We start from the raw sequence: 18,618 nt of genomic DNA, 5'->3' as shown, positions 1-18,618 counted from the left end.
TGTGTGAAAATCCGTTAACTTGGCGCCTTGGTCGCGCCGCATAACAACAATAACGACAGCTAGATGGATCTTCTGCTTCAGGAACGGGCCCGCACATGTCCACCGATACCCACGCCGCGCTAGCGGCCCCGGCCGAGCCGCCGTTGCGCTCGTTGCCATTCGCCTTCGCCAAACGCCACGGCGTGCTGCTGCGCGAGCCCTTCGGCCAGGCCCAGCTGCAGGTGCGCCGCGGCGCCAGCCTGACCGCCGTGCAGGAGGCCCAGCGTTTCGCCGGCCGCGTGCTGCCGCTGCACTGGCTGGAGCCCGAGGCCTTCGAGGAACAGCTGTCCCTGGCCTACCAGCGTGACTCCTCCGAGGTGCGGCAGATGGCCGAGGGCCTCGGCGCCGAACTCGACCTGGCCAGCCTGGCCGAGCTCACCCCGGAATCCGGCGACCTGCTCGAGCAGGAGGACGACGCGCCGATCATCCGCCTGATCAACGCCATCCTCAGCGAGGCGATCAAGGCCGGCGCCTCCGATATCCACCTGGAGACTTTCGAAAAGCGCCTGGTGGTGCGCTTTCGCGTCGACGGCATCCTGCGTGAAGTGATCGAGCCGCGCCGCGAGCTGGCCGCGCTGCTGGTCTCGCGGGTCAAGGTCATGGCCCGCCTGGACATCGCCGAGAAGCGCGTGCCGCAGGACGGCCGTATCTCGCTGAAAGTCGGTGGCCGCGAGGTGGATATCCGCGTCTCGACCCTGCCGTCGGCCAATGGCGAGCGCGTGGTGCTGCGTCTGCTCGACAAGCAGGCCGGGCGCCTGTCGCTCACGCACCTGGGCATGAGCGAGCGCGACCGCCGCCTGCTCGACGAGAACCTGCGCAAGCCGCACGGCATCATCCTGGTCACCGGCCCCACCGGCTCGGGCAAGACCACCACCCTGTACGCTGGCCTGGTCACCTTGAACGACCGCTCGCGCAACATTCTCACGGTGGAAGACCCCATCGAGTACTACTTGGAGGGTATCGGCCAGACCCAGGTCAACCCGCGGGTGGACATGACCTTCGCCCGTGGCCTGCGCGCCATCCTGCGTCAGGATCCGGACGTGGTGATGGTCGGCGAGATCCGCGACCAGGAAACCGCCGATATCGCCGTGCAGGCCTCGCTGACCGGCCACCTGGTGCTCTCCACCCTGCACACCAACAGCGCCGTCGGCGCCGTCACCCGTTTGGTGGACATGGGCGTCGAGCCCTTCCTGCTGTCGTCCTCCCTGCTCGGCGTGCTGGCCCAGCGCCTGGTGCGCGTGCTCTGCGTGCACTGCCGCGAGGCGCGCCCGGCCGATGCGGCCGAATGTGGCCTGCTCGGTCTCGATCCGCAGAGCCAGCCGCAGATCTATCACGCCAAGGGCTGCGCGGAGTGCCACCAGCAGGGCTACCGCGGCCGTACCGGCATCTACGAGCTGGTGATCTTCGACGACCAGATGCGCACCCTGGTGCACAACGGCGCCGGCGAGCAGGAACTGCTGCGCCACGCCCGCAGCCTCGGCCCGAGCATCCGCGACGACGGCCGGCGCAAGGTGCTGGAAGGGGTGACCACCCTGGAAGAAGTCCTGCGCGTGACGCGGGAGGACTGATGCGAGCAGTCATGCACCCTCTCCCCTCGGGGGAGAGGGCCGGGGAGAGGGGATAGATGGCCGCCTTCGAATATATCGCCCTGGATACCCGGGGCCGCCAGCAGAAGGGTGTGCTGGAGGGCGACAGCGCCCGCCAGGTACGCCAACTGCTGCGCGAGAAACAGCTGTCGCCGCTGCAGGTCGAGCCGGTGCAGCGCAAGGAGGAGGGTACCGCCGGTGGTTTCAGCCTGCGTCGTGGCCTGTCGGCCCGCGATCTGGCCCTGGTCACCCGCCAGCTGGCCACCCTGATCGGCGCCGCGCTGCCCATCGAGGAGGCGCTGCGCGCGGCTGCCGCCCAATCGCGCCAGCCGCGCATCCAGTCGATGCTGCTGGCCGTGCGCGGCAAGGTGCTGGAGGGCCACAGCCTGGCCAAGGCCCTGGCCACCTACCCGGCGGCCTTTCCCGAGCTGTATCGCGCCACGGTGGCTGCCGGCGAGCATGCCGGCCATCTCGGCCCGGTGCTGGAGCAGCTGGCCGACTACACCGAGCAGCGCCAGCAGTCGCGGCAGAAGATCCAGATGGCGTTGCTCTACCCGATCATCCTGATGCTCGCCTCGCTGGGCATCGTCGGCTTCCTGCTCGGCTATGTGGTGCCGGACGTGGTGCGGGTGTTCGTCGACTCCGGGCAGACCCTGCCGGCGCTGACCCGCGGGCTGATCTTCCTCAGCGAACTGGTCAAGGCCTGGGGCGCGCTGGTGGTGGTGCTGGCGGTGCTCGGCGTGTTCGCCTTCCGCCGCGCTCTGCGCAACGAAGACCTGCGCCGGCGCTGGCACGCCTTCCTGCTGCGCGTGCCACTGGTCGGCGGGCTGATCGCCGCCACCGAGACGGCGCGCTTCGCCTCGACCCTGGCCATCCTGGTGCGCAGCGGCGTGCCGCTGGTGGAGGCGCTGGCCATCGGCGCCGAGGTGGTGAGCAATCGCATCATCCGCAACGACGTGGCCAACGCCACCCAGCGCGTGCGCGAGGGCGGCAGCCTGTCGCGGGCGCTGGAGGCCAGCCGCCAGTTCCCGCCGATGATGCTGCACATGATCGCCAGCGGCGAGCGCTCCGGCGAGCTGGACCAGATGCTGGCGCGCACGGCGCGCAACCAGGAGAACGACCTGGCGGCCACCATCGGCCTGTTGGTGGGGCTGTTCGAGCCGTTCATGCTGGTGTTCATGGGCGCGGTGGTGCTGGTGATCGTGCTGGCCATCCTGCTGCCGATCCTTTCTCTGAACCAACTGGTGGGTTGAATAGACGATGCACAAGCAAAAAGGCTTCACGCTGATCGAAATCATGGTGGTGGTGGTCATTCTCGGCATCCTCGCCGCCCTGGTGGTGCCGCAGGTGATGGGCCGCCCGGACCAGGCCAAGGTCACCGCCGCGCAGAACGACATCCGCGCCATCGGCGCGGCGCTGGACATGTACAAGCTGGACAACCAGAACTACCCGAGCACCCAGCAGGGCCTGGAGGCATTGGTGAAGAAGCCCAGCGGCAACCCGCCGGCGAAGAACTGGAACGCCGAGGGCTACCTGAAGAAGCTGCCGGTCGACCCCTGGGGCAACCAGTACCTCTACCTGTCGCCGGGCACTCGCGGCAAGGTCGACCTCTACAGCCTGGGCGCCGACGGCCAGGAAGGCGGCGACGGCACCAATGCCGATATCGGCAACTGGGGCCTCTGATCGCCGATGCGGCGCGTGCGCGGCTTCACCCTGATCGAGCTGCTGGTGGTGCTGGTGCTGCTCGGCGTGCTCACCGGCATCGCCGTGCTCGGCAGCGGCATCGCCCGCAGCCCCGCGCGCGAGCTTAACGACGAGGCCGAGCGCCTGGTGCAGCTGATGCGGGTACTGACGGACGAGGCCGTGCTGGACAACCGCGAGTACGGCCTGCGCTTCGAGCGCAATGCCTACCAGGTGCTGCAGTACGATCCGCGCCGGGCGCGCTGGGAGGCCCAGGGGCGCTCGGCGTACGAGTTGCCCGAGTGGATCGAGCTGCATATCGAGGTGGAAGAGCAGCAACTGTTCCTCCCGCCCAGCGCGCGCGGTGCGACCAAGCCGGTGGCCAAGGCGGCGCAGCCGCAACTGCTGATCCTCTCCAGCGGCGAGCTGACGCCCTTCCGTCTGCAGATGGGCGGCGCGGGGCGCGACCTGCCGAAGCTGGTGCTGCACAGCGACGGTTTCGCCGAGCCCCGGGTGGAAACGGACAAGCCCAAGGGGCGTGCCGGATGAGGCGCCAGGACGGCTTCACCCTGCTGGAGGTGCTGGTCGCCATGGCGATCTTCGCCGTGGTCGCCGCCAGCGTGCTCAGCGCCAGCGCCCGCGCGCTGCAGACCGCCGCGCGCCTGGAGGACAAGACCTTCGCCACCTGGCTGGCGGACAACCGGATGCAACAGCTGCAGCTGGAGGAGGCCGCGCCGGGCGAAGGGCGCGCCCAGGGCGAGGAAACCTTCGCAGGGCGCCGCTGGCTGTGGCAGAGCGAGGTGAGCGCGACCAGCGAGCCGGGCATGCTGCGGGTGGTCGTGCGCGTGGCGCCGCGCCCGCAGCGCGGGCTGCCGGGCAAGCTGGAGGACAACGCCCTGGTGACGCTGACCGGTTTCCTCGGAGTCGAGCCATGAGGCAGCGCGGTTTCACTCTGCTGGAAGTGCTGATCGCCATCGCCATCTTCGCCCTGCTGGCGATGGCCACTTACCGCATGCTCGACAGCGTGTTGCGCACCGATACCGCGCAGCGCCAGCAGGAGCAGCGCCTGCGCGAGCTGACCCGGGCCATGGCCGCCTTCGAGCGCGACCTGTTGCAGGCGCGCCTGCGTCCGGTGCGCGATCCGCTGGGCGACCCGCTGCCGGCCATGCTCGGCGAAGGGGATCGTCTGGAGTTCACCCGCAGCGGCTGGCGCAATCCCCTGGGCCAGCCGCGTGCGACCCTGCAGCGGGTGCGCTGGCAGCTCGAGGGCGAGCGCTGGCAGCGGGCCTACTGGCTGGTGCTGGACCAGGCCCAGGACAGCCAGCCGCAGGTGCAGCAGGCACTGGACGGCGTGCGCCGCTTCGAGCTGCGCTTTCTCGACCCGGAGGGCCGCTGGCTGCAGAGCTGGCCGCCGGCCAACAGCAGTTCCGAAGAGGGTCTGACCCTGTTGCCCAAGGCCGTCGAGCTGATCATCGAACACCGCTACTACGGCGAATTGCGGCGCCTGTGGCGGCTGCCGGAGGCGCCCGAACAGGGGCGCCCCCAGATTCCGGACGGCGGGGGCGAACAGTTGTTGCCCGAGGAGCCGGCGGCATGAGGCGGCAGGCGGGCGTGGCCCTGATCACGGTGCTGCTGGTGGTGGCCTTGGCCACAGTGGTCTGCGCCGGGCTGATGCTGCGCCAGCAGCTGACCATCCGCAGCGTCGGCAACCAGCTGCTGGTGCGTCAGGCGCAGTACTACGCCGAGGGCGGCGAGACGCTGGCGCGGGCGCTGCTGTTGCGCGATTTGCAGCAGGGTGGGCAGCAGAAGGTCGATCATCCGGGCGAGGCCTGGGCCAACCCCAAGCTGAGCTTTCCTCTGGACGAGGGCGGCGAGTTGCGCCTGCGCATCGAGGACCTGGCCGGGCGCTTCAATCTCAACAGCCTGGCCGCCAACGGCGAGGCCGGTGATCTGGCCCTGCTGCGCCTGCGCCGGCTGCTGCAGCAGCTGGGCCTGCCGTTGGCCCATGCCGAGCGTGTGCGCGACTGGCTCGACGGCGATCAGGACCCCCATGGCGGGGCGGGCGCCGAGGATCACCAGTATCTGTTGGCCAAACCGGCCTACCGCACCGGGCCGGGGCGCATCGCCGACGTCTCGGAGTTGCGCCTGCTGCTGGACATGAACGAGGTCGACTACCGGCGCCTGGCGCCCTATGTCAGCGCGCTGCCGCCGGATGCCGAGCTCAACCTCAACACGGCCAGCGCGCAGGTGCTGGCCTGCCTGGGCGAGGGCATTCCGGCGGCGGTCCTCAAGGCGCAGATCGAGGGGCGCGGACGCAGTGGCTATGCCGACCCCAATAGCGCGCTGCAGACCCTGCAGGCTTATGGCGTGGCGACTCAGGGGCTGGGCGTGGCCAGCCAGTATTTCATGGTCACCACCGAGGTGCTGCTGGGCGACCGCCGCCAGGTGCTGACCAGCTATCTGCAACGTGGTAACGATGGGCGCGTCCGTCTGCTGGCGCGCGATCTGGGGCAGGAGGGCCTTGCGCCGCCGCCCGCCGAGGAGTCCGAACGATGAGTGTGACCCTGTTTCTGCCGCCGCAGGCCTGCGCCGCGCAGTCTGCCGAGCTGCCGGTGTGGCGCGTCGAGGGCGACGACTGTCGCCAGCTGCCCTGGCTGGAGGCGCTGCCGGCCGCGCCACAGCCCTGGCGCCTGGTGCTGCCGATCGAGGCGGCCACGGTCTGCGCCGTGGCGTTGCCGACCACCCGCGCGCGCTGGCTGGCCCAGGCCCTGCCGTATGCCGTCGAGGAGCTGCTGGCCGAGGATGTCGAGCTGTTCCACTTGTGCGTCGGCAGCCAGCTTGCCGACGGTCGGCACCGGGTCTATGCGCTGCGCCGTGCCTGGCTGAGCGGCTGGCTGGCACTGTGCGGCGACAACCCGCCGCAGGACATCGCGCTGGATGCCGACCTGCTGCCCGAGGAGGGCAGCCAGTTGCTCTGCGCCGGCGAGCGCTGGCTGCTCGGCGGCAGTGGCGAGGCCCGCCTGGCGCTGCGCGACAGCGACTGGCCGGCGCTGGCGCCGCTGTGCGCGCAGCCGTGCATCGCCCTGGTCGAGGCCGGGCAGGCGGTTCCGCCACAGGTGGACGAAGTGCGCGAGCTGCCTGCCGCGTTGCCCTGGCTGGCCCGGCAGCGGCCCGGCTGCAACCTGGCGCAGGGGGCCTTCGCCCGGCGCGAGGCCTCCGGCCACTGGCAGCGCTGGCGCCCGCTGGTCGGGCTGCTGGGGCTCTGGCTGGTGTTGCAGTGGGGCTTCAATCTGGCCCAGGGCTGGTACCTGCAGCGCGAGGGCGAGCGTTATGCGCAGGCCAACGAGGCGCTCTACCGCGAGCTGTTTCCCGAGGATAGCCGGCTGATCAACCTGCGCGCGCAGTTCGATCAGCACCTGGCGGAGTCGGCGGGCAGCGGCGAGAGCCGCCTGCTGGAGCTGCTCGGCCAGGTCACCGCGGCGCTCGATCAGCAGGCGGCGCGGGTACAGGTGCAGCAGCTGGACTTCAACGCCCAACGCGGCGATCTCGCGCTGAACCTGCAGGCCAGCGACTTCGCCGCCCTGGAGAGCCTGCGCGGGCGCCTGCAGGAGGCCGGTCTGGCGGTGGAAATGGGCTCGGCGAGCCGAGAGGAGAGCGGCGTCAGCGCGCGCCTGGTGATAGGGGGTAACGGATGAGCGAGTGGCTGAGTCAATGGCGGGCGCGCTGGGCGCAGGGCGCCCTGGCGGTCCGCTGGCAGGGCCTGGCGCAGCGCGACAGGCTGGCCCTGGCGCTGCTGGGCGGCTTCTTCGCCCTGGTGCTGCTCTATCTGCTGCTGTGGCAGCCGGTCAGCCAGCGGCAGGCGCGTGCCGGCGCCTATCTGCAGCAGCAGAAGGCGCTGCAGGCCTACATGCTGCAGCAGGCGCCGCAGCTGCGCGAGCGTCAGGCGCGGCCGCGGGCGAGCCTCGATCCCTCGGCGCTGCAGGGGCTGGTCACCGCCAGTGCGGCGAGCCAGGGGCTGACCATCGAGCGCCTCGACAGCCAGGGCGACGGAGCGCTGCAGATCAGCCTGCAGCCCACCGAGTTCGCCCGCCTGCTGCGCTGGCTGGTGAGCCTGGACGAGCAGGGGGTGAGCATCGACGAGGCGGGGCTGGAACGTGCCGACAAGGGCAAGGTGAGCAGCCGCCTGGTGCTGCGTGCGGGTTGAGCATGGTGCCCATCGCTGGTGCGTCGGCACCGCGATGGAGCGCCACGGCGATCGCCCCGAAAAGTCCGCCACGAAGAAAAAATTCAAGCAGGGTGTTGACTTAGCTCGGGTAGCTGCGTAAATTTCGCCACCTCGCAAGGCTACTCGGGTGATTAGCTCAGCCGGGAGAGCATCTGCCTTACAAGCAGAGGGTCGGCGGTTCGATCCCGTCATCACCCACCAGTCTCTTGCGAGAACCGACGCGCAGCGGTAGTTCAGTCGGTTAGAATACCGGCCTGTCACGCCGGGGGTCGCGGGTTCGAGTCCCGTCCGCTGCGCCATATAAAGAGAAGCCCTCAGTTCGCAAGAACTGGGGGCTTTTCGCTTTCCGACGGAAAATATCCGCTGTCACCGCATTGTCATCGGGAATCTTCAGGCTGTTGGCATGGTCTTTGTCTGACCATTGGCCTAACGACAGGAGGATGACCTATGGATGACTACGTCGAAGAACTGCTGGAAGCCCACGCCCTCGATCATGACCCGCTCGAGCCCGCCGAGGACGCCACCGAGCTCTAGAAGCTCCGTCGCGGCCGTGACAGAACGTCAACAGCCTAGCTCCCCTGCAGGCGCTGGCTGCGTCGAAAGTCCCCGGGCGTCTGCCCGTTCCAGCGCTTGAACGCCCTCTGGAAGGCCTCCGCCGAGGCGAAGCCGAGCAGGTAGGCGATCTCGCCGAAGGCCAGTTCGGTGTCGCGGATATAGGCCATGGCCAGATCGCGCCGCGTCTCGCCCAGCAGCGTGCGGAACTGCGTGCCTTCGTCGGCCAGCTTGCGCCTGAGCGTCCAGCTCGGCAGCTGCAGCTTCCGCGCCACTTCCTCCAGCTCCGGCTCGCGGCCGTGCAGCATCGGTCCCAGCAGATGGATGACGCGCTCGCGCAGGCTGCGGGTGCGGGTCAGTTGTTCCAGCTCCCGCTCGGCCAGTTCCAGCAGCTGCTGCCAGGTGCTCGGGCAGTGCTGCGCCAGCGGCTGATCCAGCACTGCATTGGCCAGGCGCAGGCGGTTGTGGCCGGCGTCGAACTCCACCGGGCAGTCGAAGCACTGCTCGTAGCGCTCGGCATAGGCGGGCGCGGGAAACTCGATCTCGACCCGCTCCACCGCCAGGGTTTCGCCCAGCAGGGCGCCGAGCTGGTGGCGCCAGCTGGAGAGCACCGAGTCCACCACGAAGCGATTGAAGTCGTTGTACGGGCTGATCGAGTAGAAGCTCAGCCAGGCGCCGCGGCTGTCCTCATGGAAGCTGGACTGACCGCGATAGTTGTGCGCGTAGAGCGGTTCCAGACGGATCAGGGTGCGCGCCGCCTCGCGCAGGGTCGGCGCCTGGGCGGCGGTGACCCCGGCCAGGCCGGCCTGGGCGATGCGGCTGTGGCGGCCCATCTCCAGGCCCAGCGCCGGGTCGCCGCACAGGGCGATGGCGCTGTGGCCCAGACGCATGTAGCGCGGGATCGACAGGCGCTCGCGCGGCAGGGCCAGGCGCGCGGCGTCCAGGCGGAACTGGCGCAGCAGCTCGTCGGCGGCGATGCCTTTCTCGGCCAGGGCGGCGACCAGGCCGTGGACGAAGGCGACGGACAGGTCGCCCAGGCGAATGCGTGTCGCCTTCATGTCACAGCCACAGGTTGAGCAGGCGTGCGCCGGTCGCGTCCTCGACCCGCCGCAGCGTCTCGGGCGTCACCGCCATGCTGCGTCCGCTGCTGCCCAGGTCCCACAGCTGACCGCGCAGAAACACCGCCATGCCGGCCCGTGCCTGCGCCAGATAGGTCGGCAGCCTCGTCTCGGTTGCGCTCGGGGCGCTGGCATTCCCCGGCAGGAAGGCCGGTACGGCAATCAGCTCGACCTGCTGTGCGGCGAGCCGCGCATAGTGTTCCGCCTGCTCGCCATCGGCGCCGATCAGCACGCCCAGGCGCCCGGCCGGAGTGGCGATCGCCTGTAGCTGGTCGCTGGAGGAGGCGGTGGTGAAGCCTTTCTCGTCGCGGTGCAACAGCACCTTGCGCTGCGGCTGGCCGAGCGGCAGGCCGTCGCTGCCGAACACCAGGCTGACGTTGTACAGCGGGCCGTCGCCGACCTGCAGCACGCCTTCCGCCACGCTGGGTTCGGGCAGCACGATGGAGCCGGCGACCAGGGTCACGCCGTAGCTCTCGGCCAGCCCGCCGAACAGGCTCTGGTAGTCGGCGGCCATCTGCGCCGCCTTCATGCGCAGCAGGGCGTCGCTGAGCGGCGCCTTGCCCTGGCTGAACAGGGTGGCGCGCAGCAGCTCCAGCGGATGGCTGAGGCCCAGCCAGACGCGTGCCTCGGCCAGGTCGCGGGCGGCGAACGCCTCGCGCTTCTCGCCGGCGGCGACCAGCCAGGTGCCGATATGTTCGGGCAGTATCACCACCGTCTTCGGGTTGAGCAGGCCGAGCTCGCGCGCCTGGTCCAGGTGGGCGGAGAGCTTGCGGTGCAGGTGCAGCACGCTGCGGTAGTCGGCGGCCTGCAGATAGGGCTGGATGCCCAGCAGGTTGCCACGGCCGTTGTCGCGGCCCTGACTGAAGGCCAGCGAGCTGCGCAGGTCGCTGAGGAAGTGGCTGGTGGGGCGCCACTGGATCCACGCGGCATAGGCGATCAGGGCGGCGGCGAGGAGCAAAAGCAGGGCGTAGCGAAGCAGTTTCAGCATGGCGGCGACCGGTGGCAATGACGCTGCCAGCCTAGGGCAAGGCGTGGTCTTTGCCTAGTCGCCCTGTCATTTACGATCAATAACTTGTGCTTTTCGATCATTGAGCGCTCGGCGGTGGCTCTTTATCGTCTGCCGCAACAACGACCGCGCCCGAACGAGGCGTGGCGCTTCCGTGACAAGCCCGATGCCGTGGAGACGATCATGAGCAACGCCTACCCGAACCTGCTGGCCCCCCTGGACCTGGGTTTCACCACCCTGAAGAACCGCACCCTGATGGGCTCCATGCACACCGGCCTGGAAGAGAAGCCCAACGGCTTCGAGCGCATGGCGGCCTACTTCGCCGAGCGCGCCCGCGGCGGCGTCGGCCTGATGGTCACCGGCGGCATCGGCCCGAACGAGGAGGGCGGCGTGTACGCCGGCGCGGCCAAGCTGACCACCGTCGAGGAGGCCGAGAAGCACAAGATAGTCACCCGCGCCGTGCACGAGGCGGACGGCAAGATCTGCATGCAGATCCTGCATGCCGGGCGCTACGCCTACAGCCCGAAACTGGTGGCGCCTTCGGCCATCCAGGCGCCGATCAACCCGTTCAAGCCGCGCGAGCTGGACGAGGAGGGCATCGAGAAGCAGATCCAGGACTTCGTCAACTGCTCGCTGCTGGCCCAGCAGGCCGAGTATGACGGCGTCGAGATCATGGGTTCGGAAGGTTACTTCATCAACCAGTTCCTGGTCGCCCACACCAACCAGCGCACCGACCGCTGGGGCGGCAGCTACGAGAACCGCATGCGCCTGCCGGTGGAGATCGTGCGCCGCGTGCGCGAGGCCGTGGGGCCGAACTTCATCATCATCTATCGCCTGTCGATGCTCGACCTGGTCGAGGGCGGCAGCACCTGGGACGAGATCGTGATGCTGGCCAAGGCCGTCGAAAAGGCCGGCGCCACCATCATCAACACCGGCATCGGCTGGCACGAGGCGCGCATCCCGACCATCGCCACCAAGGTGCCGCGCGCGGCCTTCACCAAGGTCACCGCCAAGCTCAAGGGCGAGGTGAGCATCCCGCTGTGCACCACCAACCGCATCAACACCCCGGAAGTGGCCGAGCAGGTGCTGGCCGAGGGCGATGCCGACATGGTGTCCATGGCCCGTCCGTTCCTCGCCGACCCGGACTTCGTCAACAAGGCCGCCGCCGGCCGTGCCGACGAGATCAACACTTGCATCGGCTGCAACCAGGCCTGCCTGGACCACACCTTCGGCGGCAAGCTGACCAGCTGCCTGGTCAACCCGCGCGCCTGCCACGAGACCGAGCTGAACTACATCCCGACCACCACGGTGAAGAAGATCGCCGTGGTCGGCGCCGGCCCGGCCGGACTGGCGGCCGCCACTGTGGCGGCCGAGCGTGGCCATGAGGTGACCCTGTTCGATGCGGCCGGCGAGATCGGTGGTCAGTTCAACGTGGCCAAGCGCGTGCCGGGCAAGGAAGAGTTCTACGAGACCCTGCGTTACTTCAAGAAGAAGGTCGAGACCACCGGCGTCGACCTGCGCCTGAACACCCGCGTGTCGGCCGAGGACCTGGCCCAGGGCGGCTTCGACGAGGTGATCCTGGCCACCGGCATCGTGCCGCGTACCCCGGCCATCGAAGGCATCGATAACGCCAAGGTCATCACTTATCTGGACGCCATCCTGCAGCGCAAGCCGGTCGGCCAGAAGGTCGCGGTGATCGGCGCCGGCGGCATCGGCTTCGACGTCTCCGAGTTCATCACCCATGCCGGCGAGGCGACCAGCCAGAACCGCGAGGCCTTCTGGAAGGAGTGGGGCATCGACACCGCGCTGGACGCCCGTGGCGGCATCGCCGGGATCAAGGCCGAGGTGCACCCGGCGGCGCGCGAGGTGTTCCTGCTGCAGCGTAAGAAGTCCAAGGTCGGCGACGGCCTGGGCAAGACCACCGGCTGGATCCACCGCACCGGCCTGAAGAACAAGAAGGTGCAGATGCTCAACAGCGTCGAGTACCTCAAGGTCGACGACGCCGGCCTGCATATCCGCATCGCAGGCGGTGAGCCGCAGGTGTTGCCGGTCGATACCGTGATCGTCTGCGCCGGCCAGGATCCGCTGCGCGAGCTGCACGACGGACTGGTGGCCGCCGGACAGAGCGTGCACCTGATCGGTGGCGCCGACGTGGCCGCCGAGCTGGATGCCAAGCGTGCGATCAACCAGGGCTCGCGCCTCGCCGCCGAACTCTGATCGACAGAAGCCCCGCCCCGAGCGGGGCTTCTGCTTTATGGCCGATAACAATAAGGAGGAGTCCATGTCTCTCGACACCCAGCTGCAACCCGCCGCGGCCGCCAGCCTGCAGCGCTGGCACCAGTTCGTCGCCGCTCAGGACCTGAGCCGTCTGCCCGAGCTGCTGCACCCGCAGGCGGTGTTTCGCTCGCCCATGGCGCACAAACCCTATCCGGGCGCGCAGGCGGTCAATCTGATCCTCAATACCGTGCTCAAGGTCTTTCAGGACTTCGTCTATCACCGCGAACTGGCCACTGCCGATGGCCTCAGCGTGGTGCTGGAGTTTTCCGCCAGGGTCGGCGAGCGCGAGCTCAAGGGCATCGACATGATCCGCTTCGACGATGCGGGCAAGATCGTCGAGTTCGAGGTGATGGTGCGGCCGATGAGCGGCCTGGCCGCCCTTGGCGAGGAGATGGCCCGGCGCCTGGCACCTTTCCTGGCAAGTGCCAAAGCCTGAATCGCCGAACCCCGTCACAGTTTCACCCGGCAGCCGTTTCACGCCCGTCGGAGCGCCCGAGCGGCTGCCAACCCAGTCACATTGCCCGTGATACTTTTTCCCCTAGACTGTTTGAAACAAGGGATTGCGCCTGTTTTACAGGTTATGCGCCCGCGCGGGGCAAGCCCGCAGCGTGCCGAACGTGATCCTGATGGCCTTGAGGGAAATCCATGAGCATGCAGAAAGCACAGATGGTCGAAGCCGTGCTGTTCTTCAACGAGCGCGGCATCTGCAAGGAGATGCTGTTTCCCGAATTCGAGGCGCTGCTCGACAACGTGGTCAACCTGCCCGAGTTCGCCGACGAACAGGTCCGCCTGGCCTATGTGCTGATCAACCCGCGCCTGCTGGTGCGTGCCGTGGTGTTCTTCTATCTGGACTTCGACGAGCTGGGCGCTGCCGACAAGGGCTGGAACCTGCCCTTGCGTCACCTGGCCGACAACGCCGGGCGTGGCCCGGACCTGGGCGCCGGCCCCATTCGTCTGGCTTGCCGCAGCCAGTGTCCGGTGTCCTGGCACCAGATGCATCTGTGGGACCCCAGCCTGGCCCCGGGCAAGAATGACCTGGTGCTGGTGCGCGACGCGATCAAGCGCAACAACCTCGGCCTGCTGGCCGAGGAGGAGGCCCCGGTGGTGCTGCCCGAGCGCCTGCAGGTGGCCGCCGAGGACAAATGGCAGGCGCCCGACCCGGCGCGCCAGGAGGCTGCCCGGCAGGATGAGCGCCTGGAGCAGGAACACCGGCAGAAGACCGCACAGCTGATCAAGCAGCAGCGCCTGCGCATCAGCAGCCTGAGCAAGCAGCACGAGGAGGAACTGGCCCGCCAGAAGCTGGCGGCCGACGAGCGCCAGCGCGCCCTGCAGGCCGAAATCCAGGGCCTGCAGCAGAGCCTGCGCCGCCAGGAGGAGCTGAACGCCAGTCTCAAGGCGCAGCTCGCGGCCCAGGCCGACAGCATGCAGCAGTCCCGCGAGGAGCTGTCCAGGCAACTGCGCGATCTGGAAAAGCATGGCCGTAGCGAGGCCGATATCCTGCGTGCCCAGTTCGACGCGGAACTGCAGGCGCGGGTGGCCACCGCGCTGGCCGAGTCCAAGGAGCAGGTAGCCATCCGCGACGTCGAACTGGCCTACAGCGCCGAGCAGGAGGCCCAGCTGAAGCAGGAACTGGAGCGGCTCAAGCGCGAGTGCGACGAGCTGGCCAGCCAGGGCGGCGAGCAGATCCTCGAGCGCCTGGCCAAGCTTGGCGTGGTCTTCGTGGTCTATCACCCGGGCGCCGGCCATCTGACCATCCCGCTACAGGACATCGCCCGTTACCAGAACAACCCCATGAGCTACGCGGCGGCCAAGTGCTTTGTCTCCGAGGAGCAGTACCGCCAGTGGCTGGCGCACTACCAGCAACCCACCTGCGAGGCCAGCCTGTCGTCCGGGGGGCGTTGTTCCATGCCGATCGACCGGGTGGAGACGCCCAGCCGTTTCGTGGTCGGCGAGTCCAACTGCTGTGCCCGGCACAAGGCGGGTGCGCGGCTGCGCACCGTCAGCTGAGCACCCGCAGCCGGTTATCATGGGGGGCGCCGTCATGGCCCCTCGACCGGACCCGCTTCCCCATGCCGTTCACCGCACCGCACTGGACTCCAGTCGCCCCCCTGCAAGCGCTTTCCTTCGACTGGCTGGCCCGTGCCGGCGTCGAACTCGCCGTGCTGCGCCTGGACCTGCTCGATCCGCTGTTGTCCGGCAACAAATGGTTCAAGCTCAGGCCGCATATCGAGGCGGCCGCGGCGGCCGGCGCCGAGGGCCTGATCAGCCTGGGCGGCGCCCATTCCAATCACCTGCATGCCCTGGCCGCGGCCGGCCGGCGTTTCGGCTTCGCCAGCGTCGGCCTGCTGCGTGGCGAGCCGCAGGACACGCCGACGGTGCGTGACCTGCAGGCCTGCGGCATGCGCCTGCACTGGCTGGGTTATGCCGGTTATCGCGAGAGGCACCAGCCAGGCTTTTGGCGGCCCTGGCGCGAGCGCTATCCAGGGTTGCTGCCGGTGGACGAGGGCGGCGCCGGGTTGCCGGCGGCGCTGGCCTGCACGGCCATGGTCGAGATGGCCAGGCAGCAGCTGGGCGCCTTGGGTTGGGACGATTACCATGGCTGGTGGTTGGCCGCCGGCACCGGCACCACGGCGGCTGGGGTGGTGCTGGGCGAGCAGGGCGCGCGCCCGGTGCATGTCGCCATGGCCGTGCCGCCGGGGCATGGCGTGGAGGCGATGCTGGCGAGCACTCTGGTCGAGGCCGGCGTGGCGGCGCAAGGCTATCGCCTGCTGGACGCCAGCCGCGGTGGCTTCGCTCGCCTGGACGCCGAGCTGGCGCAGTTCATCGAGGCTTGCGAGCGCGAGGCGCGGCTGCCGCTCGAACCGCTCTACACCGGCAAGGCGCTGCTGGCATTGCGTGACGAGGTGCAGGCCGGTTACTTTGCTCCGGGTACGCGCCTGCTGCTGCTCCATAGCGGAGGGCTGCAAGGGCGCAGGGCCATGGCCCAACGCCTGGAGCAACTGGCCGCGGTGCGCCAAGAATAACGAAGGACAGGTGTCGATGACCGAGCCGCTGAATCCCGAACAGCTGCGCAGCTTCACTCCGCTCAACGTGCTTTCCGAACAGCAGTGGCGCGAGCTGCGTGGGCAGCTGGTGCCGCAGCCGTTGCTGGCCGGCCAGCTGCTGTTCCGCCGCGGCGACAAGGCCCGCACCACCTACTACCTGTTGTCCGGCGAGCTGCAGCTGCGCGATGCCGAGGGCAGCGAGGTATTGCTCGCGGCCGGCAGCGAGGCCAGCTGCCATCCGCTGTCGCCGAGCCTGCCGCGCCAGCACGAGGCGCGTGCCCTGAGCGATGTCAGCGTGCTGGCGCTGGACTCCGCCAAGCTCGACCGGCTGCTCACCTGGCGCCTGGCCTATCAGGACCTGCTGCTCGACCTCGGCAGCAGTGGCGACGACGTCGAGTGGCTGGAGCGCCTGCTGGAGAATCCACTGTTCAGCAAGGTGCCGCCGGCCAATGTGCGCGCCATGCTCGAGCGTCTGCGGCCGATCGACCTGCCGGCCGGCAGCCGGGTGCTGGTGGAAGGCGAGGCGGGCGACTGCTGCTATTTCCTCAAGAGCGGCCGCGCCGAGGTGTTTCGCGGTGGCGACGGCGGCCGCCAGGTGCTGGCCGAGCTGGAGGTGGGCGCTTGCTTCGGCGAGGAGGCGCTGCTCTCCGACCAGCCGCGCAATGCCACCGTCACCCTGATCGAGCCGGGCGTGGTTCTGCGCCTGAATCGCCAGGACTTCTTCGCTCTGCTCAAGGCCCCGGTGGTCGACGAGGTGTCCTTCGGCGAGGCGGCGCGCCTGCTGTCGGGCGGCGCTCAGTGGCTGGACGTGCGCCTGCAGCCCGAATACGAGCAGGCTCATGCCCAGCAGGCGCTGAACATGCCGTTGCACCTGCTGCGCCTCAAGGCGCGCCTGCTGGACAAGGGCAAGGCCTACCTGTGCTATTGCGACAGCGGCAAGCGCAGTACCAGCGCGGTGTTCCTGCTGTCTCAGCTGGGCTTCACCGCCTATGCCCTGCGCGATGGCCTGGATGCGCTGCCGGTGGTGCAGCGCAGTGCCCTGCTGTGCGAGAACGGGCCGGGCTACCTGGCCCGCTCCGGTGGGCGTATCGAGCGCAGCTACTGAGCCTTACGCTCCGCGATTTTCTGTAGGAGCGAGCTCTGCTCGCGAAGCATTCCGCTCGGGTGTTTTCGCGAGCAGAGCTCGTTCCTAGGCAGGTGTTTTCGGCCAGGTATCGCCGACCAGAAACAGCCTTTCGCGCTCGTGCCAGTCGCCATCCTCTGCCGGCTCCAGGCGTACCAGCAGCTGCGCCGGTGCCCGGGCGTCCAGTTGTTCCAGCCAGGCGGCGAACTGGGCGTCGCTCCAGAGCTGCTCCCGGCTCAACCGGGCCGGCGCCAGCCAGGACTGGCGTGGCAGTGGCTGCCAGTGCTGCTGCTCCGGCGCCGCACATGGCCAGTCGCGACGGTGTAGCCAGCGCCCGCGCAGATGCCGGGAATGGTAGCCATGTGGCGCGGCGCAGCTGGCCTGCCAGGGATAGAACAGATAGCCGCCCAGCCAGGCCGCAGCGCTGGCCGGCAGCTCGGTCAGCCCGGCAAGGCTAGAGCGGGCCGCCGGCGAGCCGGAGAGCGGCAGCTGGTGGCGGCGCAGGTGCTCCAGTTTGGCGCCCAGGCGGTCGTCGCTGGATGGGCCCTGCCAATTGTCCGCGTCCTCGCCCGCGTCCCGCTCGGGGCCCAGGTACAGCTTGATCGCCAGTTCCAGGTGGTGCACGCCCTCGGCGTCGCGCAGCAGCAGGTCCAGCTCGCCCAGGGTATGGCCGCCCTGGCGCACCGGCAGGTTGGCGGCCAGCAGCTCGATATCGGGGGCGGCCTGCAGGGCAAACTGCCACAGTCGCTCGTAGTAGCGGCCGAGGCGGCTGGAGCCGTTGGCCAGTTGGGCGAGCAGGGCCTCGGGCTCGCGCTCCTGGTGCAGCAGCCATTCGGCCAGCAGCTGCGGGTTCTGGCTCCAGGCGCTGGCGGCCAGCGGATGGCGCAGCGGCAGCCGGCCGCCTTCGAGCAGCGGCGGGGAGAGCAGGGCCCAGGCCAGGTCGCGCACCTGGGGCTGGCGCAGTTGCGCCAGCAGTTCGTCGAGGAGGGTCGTCATCGGCCGAGCATAGCGCCTGGTTTGCCGCTGCGGCGGGCTTTCGCCCATAATCCGGGCATTCTCCCCCCGTTGCAGAGCGCCCCATGGAGCAATTCCGCAATATCGGCATCATCGGTCGCCTGGGCAGCGCCCAGGTGCTCGACACCATCCGCCGCCTGAAGAACTTCCTGACCGAGCGCCATTTGCATGTGATCCTCGAAGAGAGCATCGCCGAGGTGCTGCCTGGTCATGGCCTGCAGACCAGTTCGCGGAAGATTCTCGGCGAGGTCTGCGATCTGGTCATAGTGGTCGGCGGCGACGGCAGCATGCTCGGTGCCGCGCGGGCGCTGGCCCGGCACAAGATACCGGTGCTGGGCATCAACCGCGGCAGCCTGGGTTTCCTCACCGACATCAAGCCTGACGAGCTGGAGGTCAAGGTGGCCGAGGTGCTGGAGGGGCGCTTCCTCGAGGAGAGCCGCTTCCTGCTGGAGACCGAAGTGCGCCGCCATGGCGAGGCCATCGGCCAGGGCGACGCGCTCAACGACGTGGTGCTGCACCCGGGCAAGTCGACCAAGATGATCGAATTCGAGCTGTTCATCGACGGCCACTTCGTCTGCAGCCAGAAGGCCGACGGCCTGATCATCGCCACGCCCACCGGCTCCACCGCCTACTCGCTGTCCGCCGGTGGGCCGATCATGCATCCCAAGCTGGACGCCATTGTCATAGTGCCGATGTACCCGCACACCCTGTCCAGCCGGCCGATAGTGGTGGATGGCAACAGCGAGCTGAAGATAGTGGTGGCCGACGACCTGCCGATCTATCCGCTGGTGTCCTGCGACGGCCAGAACCACTTCACCTGCGCCCCCGGCGACACCATCACGGTGGCCAAGAAGCCGCATAAGCTGCGTCTGATCCATCCGCTCGAACACAACTACTACGAGATCTGCCGCACCAAGCTCGGTTGGGGCGGGCGCCAGTGGAGCCACGACTGAG

18 protein-coding genes and 2 tRNA genes are annotated in these 18,618 nt (G+C 68.9%); 17 read left to right on the top strand and 3 right to left on the bottom strand.

The window, feature by feature from the left end; all coding sequences use genetic code 11:
- Window positions 1–95: 95 nt before the first annotated feature.
- The 11 genes from gspE (at window position 96) to AAFN46_RS14070 (ending at window position 7,829) form a co-directional block, all read left to right on the top strand.
- Window positions 96–1,607 (top strand): type II secretion system ATPase GspE, encoded by a 1,512-nt coding sequence (gene gspE / locus AAFN46_RS14120; protein ID WP_347809322.1) that lies wholly within the window; start codon window positions 96–98, stop codon window positions 1,605–1,607.
- Between the two features lie 56 nt (window positions 1,608–1,663).
- Window positions 1,664–2,878 (top strand): GspF family T2SS innner membrane protein variant XcpS, encoded by a 1,215-nt coding sequence (gene xcpS / locus AAFN46_RS14115; RefSeq protein ID WP_347809321.1) that lies wholly within the window; start codon window positions 1,664–1,666, stop codon window positions 2,876–2,878.
- A gap of 7 nt (window positions 2,879–2,885) precedes the next feature.
- A complete protein-coding gene (gene gspG, locus AAFN46_RS14110; protein WP_347809320.1) occupies window positions 2,886–3,308 on the top strand; it encodes a type II secretion system major pseudopilin GspG in 423 nt (140 codons plus the stop codon).
- A 6-nt stretch (window positions 3,309–3,314) separates the two neighbouring features.
- Complete coding sequence (gene gspH / locus AAFN46_RS14105; RefSeq protein ID WP_347809319.1) at window positions 3,315–3,854, top strand: type II secretion system minor pseudopilin GspH; 540 nt, start codon at window positions 3,315–3,317, stop codon at window positions 3,852–3,854.
- On the top strand, window positions 3,851–4,240 hold the full coding sequence (gene gspI / locus AAFN46_RS14100; RefSeq protein ID WP_347809318.1) for a type II secretion system minor pseudopilin GspI: 390 nt from the start codon (window positions 3,851–3,853) through the stop codon (window positions 4,238–4,240). Before gspH ends, gspI begins: the two co-directional genes overlap by 4 nt.
- Complete coding sequence (gene gspJ, locus AAFN46_RS14095) at window positions 4,237–4,902, top strand: type II secretion system minor pseudopilin GspJ (RefSeq protein WP_347809317.1); 666 nt, start codon at window positions 4,237–4,239, stop codon at window positions 4,900–4,902. The genes gspI and gspJ overlap by 4 nt, the downstream gene beginning before the upstream one ends.
- A complete protein-coding gene (gene gspK / locus AAFN46_RS14090) occupies window positions 4,899–5,861 on the top strand; it encodes a type II secretion system minor pseudopilin GspK (protein WP_347809316.1) in 963 nt (320 codons plus the stop codon). Before gspJ ends, gspK begins: the two co-directional genes overlap by 4 nt.
- Complete coding sequence (gene gspL, locus AAFN46_RS14085) at window positions 5,858–7,000, top strand: type II secretion system protein GspL (RefSeq protein WP_347809315.1); 1,143 nt, start codon at window positions 5,858–5,860, stop codon at window positions 6,998–7,000. The genes gspK and gspL overlap by 4 nt, the downstream gene beginning before the upstream one ends.
- Window positions 6,997–7,509 carry a type II secretion system protein M gene (locus AAFN46_RS14080; protein ID WP_347809314.1) on the top strand — a complete coding sequence of 171 codons (513 nt, stop codon included), beginning with the start codon at window positions 6,997–6,999 and terminating at the stop codon, window positions 7,507–7,509. Before gspL ends, AAFN46_RS14080 begins: the two co-directional genes overlap by 4 nt.
- 146 nt (window positions 7,510–7,655) lie before the next feature.
- Window positions 7,656–7,731: transfer RNA gene (locus AAFN46_RS14075), tRNA-Val, on the top strand.
- A gap of 21 nt (window positions 7,732–7,752) precedes the next feature.
- Window positions 7,753–7,829 (top strand) — tRNA-Asp (locus tag AAFN46_RS14070).
- A 270-nt stretch (window positions 7,830–8,099) separates the two neighbouring features.
- Here the strand turns inward: AAFN46_RS14070 and AAFN46_RS14065 are convergent.
- Both AAFN46_RS14065 and AAFN46_RS14060 read right to left on the bottom strand, forming a co-directional pair.
- A complete protein-coding gene (locus tag AAFN46_RS14065) occupies window positions 8,100–9,140 on the bottom strand; it encodes an AraC family transcriptional regulator (RefSeq protein WP_347809313.1) in 1,041 nt (346 codons plus the stop codon).
- Between the two features lies 1 nt (window position 9,141).
- Complete coding sequence (locus AAFN46_RS14060) at window positions 9,142–10,188, bottom strand: carbon-nitrogen hydrolase family protein (protein WP_347809312.1); 1,047 nt, start codon at window positions 10,186–10,188, stop codon at window positions 9,142–9,144.
- A gap of 201 nt (window positions 10,189–10,389) precedes the next feature.
- Between AAFN46_RS14060 and AAFN46_RS14055 the strand changes: the two genes are divergently transcribed.
- From AAFN46_RS14055 to AAFN46_RS14035, 5 genes are all read left to right on the top strand, one after another.
- Window positions 10,390–12,423 carry an NADPH-dependent 2,4-dienoyl-CoA reductase gene (locus AAFN46_RS14055; RefSeq protein WP_347809311.1) on the top strand — a complete coding sequence of 678 codons (2,034 nt, stop codon included), beginning with the start codon at window positions 10,390–10,392 and terminating at the stop codon, window positions 12,421–12,423.
- Window positions 12,424–12,487: 64 nt separating this feature from the next.
- Complete coding sequence (locus tag AAFN46_RS14050; RefSeq protein WP_347809310.1) at window positions 12,488–12,919, top strand: nuclear transport factor 2 family protein; 432 nt, start codon at window positions 12,488–12,490, stop codon at window positions 12,917–12,919.
- A gap of 209 nt (window positions 12,920–13,128) precedes the next feature.
- Window positions 13,129–14,490 (top strand): chromosome partitioning protein ParA, encoded by a 1,362-nt coding sequence (locus AAFN46_RS14045; protein ID WP_347809309.1) that lies wholly within the window; start codon window positions 13,129–13,131, stop codon window positions 14,488–14,490.
- A gap of 62 nt (window positions 14,491–14,552) precedes the next feature.
- Entirely contained in the window at window positions 14,553–15,506 is a 954-nt protein-coding gene (locus AAFN46_RS14040) for a pyridoxal-phosphate dependent enzyme (RefSeq protein ID WP_347809308.1), read from the top strand.
- 16 nt (window positions 15,507–15,522) lie between these two features.
- Entirely contained in the window at window positions 15,523–16,632 is a 1,110-nt protein-coding gene (locus AAFN46_RS14035) for a cyclic nucleotide-binding domain-containing protein (protein WP_347809307.1), read from the top strand.
- Window positions 16,633–16,716: 84 nt separating this feature from the next.
- Here AAFN46_RS14035 and AAFN46_RS14030 read toward each other — a convergent pair whose 3' ends face one another.
- Window positions 16,717–17,694: a DUF1853 family protein gene (locus tag AAFN46_RS14030; RefSeq protein ID WP_347809306.1), complete on the bottom strand. Its 978-nt coding sequence runs from the start codon at window positions 17,692–17,694 to the stop codon at window positions 16,717–16,719.
- A gap of 35 nt (window positions 17,695–17,729) precedes the next feature.
- Between AAFN46_RS14030 and AAFN46_RS14025 the strand changes: the two genes are divergently transcribed.
- On the top strand, window positions 17,730–18,617 hold the full coding sequence (locus AAFN46_RS14025; RefSeq protein WP_347809305.1) for an NAD(+) kinase: 888 nt from the start codon (window positions 17,730–17,732) through the stop codon (window positions 18,615–18,617).
- Window position 18,618: the final 1 nt, after the last annotated feature.

This window comes from Pseudomonas sp. CAU 1711, assembly GCF_039888625.1.
Lineage (GTDB): Bacteria > Pseudomonadota > Gammaproteobacteria > Pseudomonadales > Pseudomonadaceae > Aquipseudomonas.
This window is presented reverse-complemented; position numbering and strand designations above follow the sequence as displayed.

What these genes read in the sequence shown, in the direction of transcription:
- xcpS (WP_347809321.1), top strand. Translation starts at nt 1,664, where the DNA reads ATGGCCGCCTTCGAATATATCGCCCTGGATACCCGGGGCCGCCAGCAG.
- AAFN46_RS14040 (WP_347809308.1), top strand. Translation starts at nt 14,553, where the DNA reads ATGCCGTTCACCGCACCGCACTGGACTCCAGTCGCCCCCCTGCAAGCG.
- gspJ (WP_347809317.1), top strand. Translation starts at nt 4,237, where the DNA reads ATGAGGCAGCGCGGTTTCACTCTGCTGGAAGTGCTGATCGCCATCGCC.
- AAFN46_RS14045 (WP_347809309.1), top strand. Translation starts at nt 13,129, where the DNA reads ATGAGCATGCAGAAAGCACAGATGGTCGAAGCCGTGCTGTTCTTCAAC.
- gspG (WP_347809320.1), top strand. Translation starts at nt 2,886, where the DNA reads ATGCACAAGCAAAAAGGCTTCACGCTGATCGAAATCATGGTGGTGGTG.
- AAFN46_RS14030 (WP_347809306.1), bottom strand. Translation starts at nt 17,694, where the DNA reads ATGGGCGAAAGCCCGCCGCAGCGGCAAACCAGGCGCTATGCTCGGCCG.
- AAFN46_RS14035 (WP_347809307.1), top strand. Translation starts at nt 15,523, where the DNA reads ATGACCGAGCCGCTGAATCCCGAACAGCTGCGCAGCTTCACTCCGCTC.
- gspI (WP_347809318.1), top strand. Translation starts at nt 3,851, where the DNA reads ATGAGGCGCCAGGACGGCTTCACCCTGCTGGAGGTGCTGGTCGCCATG.
- gspL (WP_347809315.1), top strand. Translation starts at nt 5,858, where the DNA reads ATGAGTGTGACCCTGTTTCTGCCGCCGCAGGCCTGCGCCGCGCAGTCT.
- AAFN46_RS14050 (WP_347809310.1), top strand. Translation starts at nt 12,488, where the DNA reads ATGTCTCTCGACACCCAGCTGCAACCCGCCGCGGCCGCCAGCCTGCAG.
- gspK (WP_347809316.1), top strand. Translation starts at nt 4,899, where the DNA reads ATGAGGCGGCAGGCGGGCGTGGCCCTGATCACGGTGCTGCTGGTGGTG.
- AAFN46_RS14060 (WP_347809312.1), bottom strand. Translation starts at nt 10,188, where the DNA reads ATGCTGAAACTGCTTCGCTACGCCCTGCTTTTGCTCCTCGCCGCCGCC.
- gspH (WP_347809319.1), top strand. Translation starts at nt 3,315, where the DNA reads ATGCGGCGCGTGCGCGGCTTCACCCTGATCGAGCTGCTGGTGGTGCTG.
- AAFN46_RS14025 (WP_347809305.1), top strand. Translation starts at nt 17,730, where the DNA reads ATGGAGCAATTCCGCAATATCGGCATCATCGGTCGCCTGGGCAGCGCC.
- AAFN46_RS14065 (WP_347809313.1), bottom strand. Translation starts at nt 9,140, where the DNA reads ATGAAGGCGACACGCATTCGCCTGGGCGACCTGTCCGTCGCCTTCGTC.
- AAFN46_RS14055 (WP_347809311.1), top strand. Translation starts at nt 10,390, where the DNA reads ATGAGCAACGCCTACCCGAACCTGCTGGCCCCCCTGGACCTGGGTTTC.
- gspE (WP_347809322.1), top strand. Translation starts at nt 96, where the DNA reads ATGTCCACCGATACCCACGCCGCGCTAGCGGCCCCGGCCGAGCCGCCG.
- AAFN46_RS14080 (WP_347809314.1), top strand. Translation starts at nt 6,997, where the DNA reads ATGAGCGAGTGGCTGAGTCAATGGCGGGCGCGCTGGGCGCAGGGCGCC.